General features: G+C 64.3%; 6 protein-coding genes. 2 read left to right on the top strand and 4 right to left on the bottom strand.

The window, feature by feature from the left end; translation table 11 throughout:
- Positions 1-409, bottom strand: a 409-nt coding sequence (locus KBA48_RS21610) for a helix-turn-helix transcriptional regulator (RefSeq protein ID WP_292910262.1), incomplete at its 3' end; no start/stop codon positions are given.
- Between the two features lie 880 nt (positions 410-1,289).
- Between KBA48_RS21610 and KBA48_RS21605 the strand changes: the two genes are divergently transcribed.
- Together KBA48_RS21605 and KBA48_RS21600 are read left to right on the top strand one after the other, a co-directional pair.
- The gene (locus KBA48_RS21605) at positions 1,290-2,429 is read left to right on the top strand and encodes an FAD-binding oxidoreductase (protein ID WP_292910260.1); all 1,140 of its coding nucleotides are present in this window, start codon (positions 1,290-1,292) and stop codon (positions 2,427-2,429) included.
- A 4-nt stretch (positions 2,430-2,433) separates the two neighbouring features.
- Positions 2,434-3,915, top strand: a complete 1,482-nt coding sequence (locus KBA48_RS21600; RefSeq protein ID WP_292910258.1) for a M81 family metallopeptidase — start codon at positions 2,434-2,436, stop codon at positions 3,913-3,915.
- Positions 3,916-3,980: 65 nt separating this feature from the next.
- Here KBA48_RS21600 and KBA48_RS21595 read toward each other — a convergent pair whose 3' ends face one another.
- From KBA48_RS21595 to KBA48_RS21585, 3 genes are all read right to left on the bottom strand, one after another.
- On the bottom strand, positions 3,981-4,331 hold the full coding sequence (locus KBA48_RS21595; protein WP_292910256.1) for a RidA family protein: 351 nt from the start codon (positions 4,329-4,331) through the stop codon (positions 3,981-3,983).
- 76 nt (positions 4,332-4,407) lie between these two features.
- A complete protein-coding gene (locus KBA48_RS21590) occupies positions 4,408-6,393 on the bottom strand; it encodes a serine hydrolase (RefSeq protein WP_292910254.1) in 1,986 nt (661 codons plus the stop codon).
- A 35-nt stretch (positions 6,394-6,428) separates the two neighbouring features.
- Positions 6,429-7,769, bottom strand: coding sequence for an MFS transporter (locus tag KBA48_RS21585; protein ID WP_367273861.1), 1,341 nt, complete (start codon positions 7,767-7,769; stop codon positions 6,429-6,431).
- Between the last annotated feature and the right edge of the window lie 237 nt (positions 7,770-8,006).

The following is an 8,006-nucleotide window of genomic DNA, read 5'->3' as shown; positions in this document are numbered from 1 at the left end:
AGATTTGTATTAGAGACAGGGCGCGATGTTCCACCATGATGGGGATCATCTTCTTATGCGTGATGTCGGTGTTCAGATAGCGGTGACGGTAATTCTTGGTGGGGACCAGCGCATCCTCCCCGCGCTCGCGGTCGATGCTGCGCCTGGTCATCATGGCTACCGGTGCCGCCGGCGCCACCGCCGGTTCGGCCACTGGCGCCGCGTCGCCCGTGAAAAGGGTGCCGATATCCACCCCCAGCCCCTCACACAGGCTGACGATCTTGTCGAAGGTCAGCGACATGCGGTCATTCTCGACCTTGGACAGGGTGGACACGGCCAAGCCGGTGCGTTCGGCCACATCGGCCAAGGTCCAGTCATTCTGAACACGCAGCCGGCGCAAGGCCTTGCCGATCGGTGCTCTCCGCGTCATCTGCCACGACCCCCGGTTCACCCCGCATTTTCCGTTCCTGCGGGTTGGTTTTAGCGCTTCGGAAAATGAAAAATGCCACAGGGGCGGGGGAGAATGAAACCCCTTTCCCTGTGGCAAGGCGCAGCAGTCCAAACGGGAGGGGGCTACCCTCAATAAGTGAAACCGACGCTGACGCCGATGGCGGGCGGCAGCAGGGCGGGACGGTTGATCCGCAGATCGTCGCCAGACTTGCGGATGATCAGACGTGTACCTGCACTGTGCTGTTGATCAGCAGCGCCTTGGTTCCCCCAAAGTCGGGTGCGCTGTCGGCCTCTGGCGTTGGACCGGTCAATGCGTTCACCACCCATGACGCTGACCGATGCCCAACCGGTAACTGTGAAAGGGCCGACAGCGCGATGCCGGGCGAAAGAACGTGGCACGCGGGACAGCGATGTGATTCGTACCAGGGGTCAAAACTTTCGCCCCCTGGTATCCGCGCCGACGGGCGCGGCGGTGGCCCATGCCGCCGAATCCAATAAATTCCGATGGGTCGGAATTTATTGGCACTGGTATCAGCGGTGAAAACCATGGCACCCGTCGCTCCCCGGTTCCGGCTTTACCATGCCTTTCTGCAAAGGTGGCCGGTCGTGATGGTGCGTTTCGAATATGTCCATAGAATTGGAACAGGCTCCCTGCCGGCGGTCAATAGGAAGTATTCCGATAAGAAAATATTTTGAGATCGGGGTCCTTGCGTGCCTTCTCCATGGCCACGGCAGCCTGATGTTCTGGCGGGCAGCCGCGCGCAGCCGGCACTATGGCTGTAGCTTATAAATTTACTATAAGAAAAATATTTGACATATCCATCAAGATTGCCGAGCATGCCAGCCATGGGAGGTTCCACATGCAGGAATTCGATATCGCGATCATCGGCGCCGGTATTGGCGGTGCCTCGCTGGCGGCGATGCTGGCGGATGCGGCCCCTGGCCGGCCGGTCCTGCTGGCCGAACGTGAAAGTTTCCCCGGCTATCACACGACGGGCCGGTCGGCGGCGCTCTATTCCGTCCTGTATGGAAACGCCACGGTCTGCGTCCTGACGGCAGCCAGTCGCGCCTTTTTCAACGATCCGCCGCCGGGTTTTTCCGAACACCCGCTGCTTACGCCGCGTGGCGTGCTCTATGTGGCGGCTGAGGTGGGTTCCGACGCCGTGCGAGAGGTTCGTGAATCCGCGGCGCGCACGGGCACCCGCGCCTTGCCGCTGACACCGCAGGAAGCGCGGGAGATGGTGCCCATCCTGCATCCCGGTCCGTTACGTGAAGCATTGCTGGAACCCGATGCCATGGATATGGATGTCCATGGCATCCATCAGGGCTTTTTACGCCGCGCCAAGGCGGGCGGGGTGGACCTGCGCAGCGACGCGCCTTTACTGGCGGCATCCTGGGACGGTTCCACCTGGACCTTGACCTTTCCCGACGGGCCGGTACGGGCGCGTAAACTGGTCAATGCCGCCGGTGCCTGGGCGGACGAGGTGGCGCGGATGGCCGGCGTGCCGACGGTGGGGCTGATGCCGCTGCGCCGGACGGCCATGATGCTGGACCCGCCGCCCGGTTTCGACATCCATCGCTGGCCGGCCGTCATCGACGCGGCGGGCAGCTTCTATTTCAAGCCCGACGCCGGCATGATCCTGGCGTCACCGGCGGATGAGACGCCATCCCCGCCCTGCGACGCGCAGGCGGACGAATGGGACATCGCCGTCTGCATCGACCGTGTTCAGAACGCGGCCGACCTGCCCGTGCGCCGCGTCTCGCGCAGTTGGGCGGGCCTGCGCAGCTTCGTGGCTGACCGCAGCCCCGTTGTGGGACCCCCCGCCCTGCATCCCGGCTTCTTCTGGTTTGCCGCGCAGGGTGGTTACGGCATCCAGATGGCGCCGGCCCTGGCGCGGGTGGGGGCCAGCCTGCTGGACCATGGTGTGCTGCCGCCCGATATCGCCGATGCCGGTGTCACCGTCGCCGATCTGTCACCCGACCGCTGCTACGGGGATTGAGCCCATGCGCATGTACATGGCCATGTTGGTCACCGAAACCAACAGTTTCGCCCCCATGCCAACCGGTCTGGGCAGTTTTGAGGAATATGGCATCTATCGCGGCGATGCCAGCCGCCGGCCGGAGATGAATGAGGGCGCGGCCTTCATGCGCTTGTGGCACCGGCGGGCCAAAGCGGCGGGGGTGGAGGCGGTGGAGGGCCTGTGCGCCTGTGCCCAACCCGCCGGCCGCACGCTGGCCCCCGTCTGGGAAGGGTTCAAGGCGGAGATACTGGATGGTATCGCCCAGGCTGGCCGCCTGGACATGGTGCTGTTGCTGCTGCACGGCGCCATGATGGCGGTGGAGCAGGATGATTGCGAGGGTGACCTGCTGGCCGCCATTCGGGCACGGGTGGGGCCGGGTGTGGTGATCGGGGCCGTGCTGGACCCGCATTGCCATCTGTCGCCGTTGATGCTGGACAGCGCCGATATCCTGATCGCGATGAAGGAATATCCCCATACGGATGGGCTGGAACGGGCGGACGAGTTGTTCGACCTCTGCCTGCGGGCGGCAAAGGGGGACATCCGGCCCGTCATGCGGGATTTCGACTGCCGCATGATCACGCTTTATCCCACGACGGACGAACCGGTTAAATCCTTCGTGGCCGATATGAAGGCGGCGGAGGGGCGGGACGGCATCCTGTCTGTGTCGCTGGCCCATGGTTTCCCCTGGGGCGACACGCCCTGGACCGGCACGCGCATGTGGGTGGTGGCCGATGGCGATGCCGACAAGGCCGCATCCCTCGCCCGTTCCTTCGGTGAGCGGTTGTATCGTCAGCGAGAGGCGCTGCGTTCCAACGTCACCAGCATCGACGTGGCGCTGGATCGGGTGCAGGCCGCCGCGAAACAGCCGGGCCGTCCGGCCGTGCTGGCCGATGTGGCGGATAATCCCGGCGGCGGGGCGCCGGGCGACAGCACCTTCATCCTGCACCGCCTGCTGGAACGGGGTATCGGCAATGCCGCCATCGGCTGTTTCTGGGATCTGGGCGCCATCAATATCTGTGTGAATGCCGGCATCGGGTCACATTTCGACCTGCGGCTGGGCGGGAAATGCGGCCCGGCCTCTGGCGATCCGGTGGATTTGCCTGTCACGGTCCGCAACATCCGGGCCGGTCATACCCAGATCGGACTGGAGGGGGAACCGACGCCGCTGGGCCTGTCGGTCTGGCTGGAGGGGCCGCGCGGTTTGCACATCGTTCTGATCAGTCAGCGAACCCAGGTGTTCCAGCCCGATGCCTTCACCGGCCTCGGCATTGATCTGTCGGGCCTGGATCTGATCGTGGTAAAATCCACCCAGCATTTTTACGCTGGCTTCGCCCCCTTGGCCGCGTCGATCCACTATGTCTCCACGCCCGGCGCCATCGCCCCGGAATTCAGCACCATCCCCTATCGCACACGCCGGCTGGATTTCTGGCCGCGCGTGGCCGATCCGTTGGGTCTGGATGCCTGACGGTCTTTTGTCGCTCCACGCAATGTAAACTGACCCCGGACGGCCCGCCGTCCGGGGTTTTTCTTTCACCGCCGCTTGGCCACGGCTTCGATCTCCACCCGGGCGCCGGGAAGCACAAGGTCGGACCGCACCGTGGACCGTGCCGGCCGGTGCGCCCCGAATGCCCGCGCATAGGCGGCGTTGAAGGCCGGAAAATCGGCCGTATCGGTCAACCAGATTGTCGTCTTCACGATATCGGACAGGTCCAGACCATGCCCAGTCAGTACGCGGGCCAGATTGGCCAGAACCTGTTCAGTCTGACGGGCCACGTCATCGGGGGCGACAATGACGCCTTCGTCACCAAAGGCCAGCTGGCCCGACAGGAAAATCAGATCCCCTGCAATCATGGCGGGGGACAGGGCGGGGGCGACAGACATCGGCATAAACTCCTTGAAGGCAAAGGAAACCCCCGGACGGCGATGGCCATCCGGGGGCGGAAAGGATTGAAACAGCTCAGTAATCCAGCGCGAAGCCGATCAGGTGGAACCGTTCGACCAGATAGAGGAAATAGGCGAAGACCAGGACCATCAGGCTGGCCCGGATGCGTGCCCACCAACCGGCGGCCGGATCGGTCCACAGTTTCCAGGCACGCCAGCCGGCCGGCAGCAGGCCCAGCACGCCCAATAGCCCCGCCAGTTGCAGCAGTCGCAGCACAAGGTCGATCTCCCCGAACATCAGCGGATCGATAGCCAGCGTCATGACCAGGGCAAAGCCGGTCAGGCAGGTGACCATCATCAGCGCCGATCCGCGCACCAGCCGGTCGGCCAGCAGATGCGGCCCCGACAGCGGGTGCGGGCGGCCATAACGGCGGCGGACCAGGGCGGCCACCGGCCACCAGATCACGGCGAACAGGGCGATGGCCATGGCGATGCCCAGGGCCGGCAGGTTCCACCCCTTGGAAATGCCGGTTGGCACGGGCTGGGCGATGAAGATGGCGGGGTAATCATCGGTGGTGATGCCGGTGACGCGGCCATTCTCGTCGGTCTTGGTGTGCATCAGGCTGTCGGTGCCCACCTCCTGCCAGCGATCGGGCGCCACTTCGCGCCAGCGCTTCGGTATGCCGGCATAATCACGGAACTGGGTGAAGGTGACGGTGCCATCCTTGTTGGTGATCAGGTCGCCCTGGCCGAACAGGTTGATGATGCTGACCAGCGTGCCCTCCACCCGGCGCGACATGTAGAAGGTGCCGCTCACGGGAACCTTGCGCTTTACCGGCTCGGCCTTCACCGCGTCCGTGCCCGCCTTGGCGGGGAAATATCTGTCGGCGAACAGGCGGCGCAGTTCATTGCGGATGGGGCTGCGCGACATGTCGTCGCCCGTGCTGTTGAAGGAGATGTAGAGGCCCACCCCCTCGTCCAGCCACATGGACAGGTCGCTGTGGAACAGGGTCGTGTCGCCACCATGGCCCATGATGCGGTAACCATTGCGGTTCTGCTCATAGAAGCCCAGGCCCATGGCCAGTTCCTGGCCGGGCAGGGGGCGGTATTGCGGCTTCCACATCTGCGCCAGGCTTTCCGGCTTCAGAATGCGGCCACCCGGTCCCTCACCCTGGTTCAGCAGGGCGATCATGAACCGGCCCATATCGGCCCCGCTGGCCGACAAGGAACCTGCCGGCGCGTGGTTCACCATTTCGAAGGCCTGCGCCGGCTCGCGGGAGGAGACGTAGCCCTTGGACATCAGCGGCGCCAGATGGGCGGGCAGGGGTTGCGCCATGCTGGAATGTTTCATGTTGGCGGGGGCCAGGATGTGCTTGTCGATATAATCCTCGAACTTTTCCCCGCTGACCCGCTGCACGATCAGGCCGGCCAGCGCCGTCGCATAGTTGGAATAGGCCGGCACCGTGCCGGGCTTGTATGCCCGGTCGGGCACCCAGCGCGACAGCAGCTTCTCAAGCTCCAGCGGATGATCCTGCCCGCGCACGATCAGGTCGCGCACCGTTTCGGCAAAGCCTGCCGTATGCGTCATCACCTGGCGCATGGTGATCGGCTCGGGCCAGGTATTGGGGATCTTGAAATCCAGATACTGGTTGATATCGGCATCAAGATCGATGCGCCCTGCCTCCACCTGCTGCATCACCGCGATCCAGGTGAACAGCTTGGAGATGGAGCCGGGCCGGAACAGGTGTTTTTCGGGATCCACCGGCTCGTTCGTTTCCCGGTCGGCGACGCCGTATCCCTTGGCCAGCAGGATCTGCCCGTCCTTGACCACCGTGACCACGGCCCCGGCAATGTCCCCGCGCTTCAGCGCATAGGGCAGGAAGCCGTCGATCATCAGTTCCGCATCCTCCTTCGTCAGGGGATGGGCAACGGGGGCGGCCGTTGCGGCGGCGGCTGTGGTGCTGGCTGCGGCAGGGGCCGGGTCCTGGGCCATCACCGCCGGTGCGGCAGACAGCCAGGTGGCGGCCAACAAGGGGATAAGCAGGCTTTTTCGTAGTGTCATGGATCTGATCCCTGTTCGATGGTTTCTATTTTAATTCAAGATGTTGTCGTGTCGGCCAGCCTCTGGCGCACGCGGCGGTAATGTGGCAGCGACCGCCACATGGCGAGGGCTGAAAGGGCCAGCAGCGGAACGCCGGTCACACTGATCGACAGGCCGACCGCCATGGGGTCGGCAAAGACATGGTCGGTGGTGACGGCCACCAGGGTCGGTCCCAGGCCCAACCCGAAGGCGGTATAGGCAAAGGCCTGCACCGCCGTCGTCATGCCGCGCAGTTCCGACGGCACCAGATCCAGGATGGCGGCGATACCCACGCCGGCCCCGATGGCCAGCAGGAAGGCATAGGCGGTGAACAGGGCCAATGACAGCCCTACCCCCGGCATGACAGCGAACAGCAGGCAGGGGACGCCCAAGCTGACCGCACTGGCGGCGACCAGCGGCTTGGCCGTGGAATGACCGCGTGACTCCAGGAAATCGGCCAGCATGCCGCCGACGATGGTGCCCAGCCCCGCCACACCGATCAGGATGGACCCGAGCGCCGTTCCCGTTTCCGATGCGGTGAAGCCATGCACCCGCATCAGCAGCGACGGTGTCCAGCTATTGGCCCCGTAATCAACGATCTGGGTCAGGGTCAGTCCGCCCAGCAGCAGGCCGAATGCCCAGCGATTATCAACCAGATAGCGGCGCAGCGTATCCAGACCCGGCTTCACATCTCCGCCCAGGCTTTCGCGCCGCGCCGGCTCCCGGATGGTGGCCACCAGCAGGGCCAGGACAACACCCGCCAGCCCCAGCGTCAACAGCACAGCCCGCCAGGGTGCCACCCCGGCGGATTGCGCCAGCCCGGACAGCGCACCCAGGCTGAACACATCGATCAGGATACCGCCAACCAGCGTCGCCATGCCGGCCCCCATCACCATGCCGCCGATGAAGATGGCCACCGCCGTGCCACGCCGGTGCGGGGGGAACAGGTCTGGCACCATGGACAGCACGGCGGGGGCCAGGGCTGCCTCCCCGATTCCGACCAGGATACGGGCGCCGAACAACTGCCCATAGGACTGGGCCAGACCGCAGAGCGCGGTGGCCAGACTCCACAGGCCGATGCCGGCCAGGATCAGATTGCGGCGCCCGTGCCGGTCGGCATGCCGGCCCATGGGCAGGCCCGCAAAGGCATAGATGATGGCAAAGGCGGCGCCCTGAAGGAAACTCACCTGCGTGTCGGTGATCGCCATTTCCGACCGGATCGGGGCGACCAGCAGATTGAGGATCAGGCGGTCGGTATAGGACAGAACGGCGGCCAGCGCGAAGATCACGATGGCATACCAGGCGCGGGCATCGGCCTCCCGCGTGAAACCCGGAATGGGCGGTGATGATACGGTCATCCCAGCTCTCCCTGTTGTGTTTTTCTTATACGAAAAATTTTTATGAAAAGATAGGGGCCTTTCAGTAAAGCCGGGTGGGGCCAATTTGGTGGTCTAGAAACGACCGTCTTTACGTCGCTGCCGGATAATTTTCAGCGTAACGGGCCATTGCTTGTGTGTCCGCTGCGTCTGTCGACCCTTGACAGTCCATTTGTTTTCCGATGATCAAACCGCTTGCTGGGCGCTTTTCCTGGCGGG

The organism is Niveispirillum sp., from assembly GCF_017996735.1.
In the GTDB taxonomy this organism is placed as follows: domain Bacteria; phylum Pseudomonadota; class Alphaproteobacteria; order Azospirillales; family Azospirillaceae; genus Niveispirillum.
The sequence above is the reverse complement of the archived record's forward strand: the minus strand, read 5'-3'. Positions and strand labels throughout refer to the sequence as shown.